This is a genomic window from Vibrio sp. D173a (assembly GCF_030248475.1).
This window is the reverse complement of sequence record NZ_JAHGAH010000486.1, coordinates 1-1210: the sequence shown is the minus strand read 5'-3', so window position 1 is coordinate 1210 and position 1210 is coordinate 1. Positions and strand designations below refer to the sequence as shown.

At 44.0% G+C, this 1210-nt stretch carries 1 protein-coding gene and 1 pseudogene; both read left to right on the top strand.

Translation table 11 applies throughout. From position 1 onward, the window contains the following. The first annotated feature begins 438 nt into the window (after window positions 1–438). Window positions 439–759 (top strand): thiosulfate sulfurtransferase GlpE, encoded by a 321-nt coding sequence (glpE, locus tag KIV40_RS26970; RefSeq protein ID WP_285352246.1) that lies wholly within the window; start codon window positions 439–441, stop codon window positions 757–759. Window positions 760–795: 36 nt separating this feature from the next. Beyond that, window positions 796–1210: pseudogene (locus KIV40_RS26965) on the top strand (rhomboid family intramembrane serine protease GlpG); the annotation flags it as partial.

The following is a 1210-nucleotide window of genomic DNA, read 5'->3' as shown; positions in this document are numbered from 1 at the left end:
AACGCAATGAAGAAGTTAAAGCAAGCCGTCGGCGACTTCTAAGCAACAAACGAAATTTTTGAAAAGGCCGAGATCGAGAGATCTCGGCCTTTTTATTTGGATCGCATTTTATGCACTATCCGATCGAAATAAGTGAGTGCTGATTGTGGATAACTCTGTGAGGAGTTTCTTTGTCAGTTGTCAAAAAGCAGGGTGTAGTAAGGCTTGCAGGCGGTTTTTGTGGTGGGGATAGTTTTAAGTTAACCCACAGATAGATCAGGATCATTACTACATCTTGTGGATCCATTTTTCAAAAAACACTTTATTCACGCAATTCACAGATTTATCCACATATGGTGTAAAAGTGATCGCTGGTGGATAACCTTATTAAGTCGATGTAAATGTTAGCCTTGGGATAGGTTACAATGACATCAAAGTAAATCAGTACAAGAGAAAGTAATGGACCAGTTTAAACATATTGATGTGCAAGGCGCTCAAACCTTGATTGAACAGAGCGATGCTCGCCTAGTGGATATCCGTGACCCACAATCATTTGCCGTTGCCCACCCAGAAACCGCATATCATTTGACGAATGACACCATGGTGGCATTTATGAATGAGGTAGAATTTGAACAACCGATCCTTGTGATGTGCTATCACGGTATCAGCAGCCAAGGTGCAGCGCAGTATTTAGTCAACCAAGGCTTTGAAGACGTATACAGTGTAGATGGGGGCTTTGAAGCTTGGCACCGTGCCCAGCTTCCTGTGATTACAGGTTAATTGGCTTCCTTAGACAAAATTAAGCAGGAAACACCAATGGTAAGATTGATGGTATTGAATAATGCGCGTGTCGCGCAGGCATTCATTGATTATATGGCGTCTCGTCAGATCTCGATTCAGATGTCTCCCGAGGGAGAAGGACGCGTTGCGTTATGGTTGCTCGACGACCAACATCAAGTCGAGACCGAAGCGGAGCTCAACCGTTTTTTATCAGAGCCAAGCCATAAGCGCTATCAAGCAGCATCTTGGGATGTCGCTGAAACGCGTAAAAGTCAGTTCCATTATCATACTCCGAGCTTTCTTAGCATGATTAAGGCTAAAGCAGGGCCGGTGACACTCAGTATTATGTTGCTGTGTGTGGTGATTTTTATCCTGCAACAACTGGGCTTTAACCGACAAATCTTTCAGGTGTTGCACTTTCCAGCGCTCGATGGACAGCAGTGGCAATTGT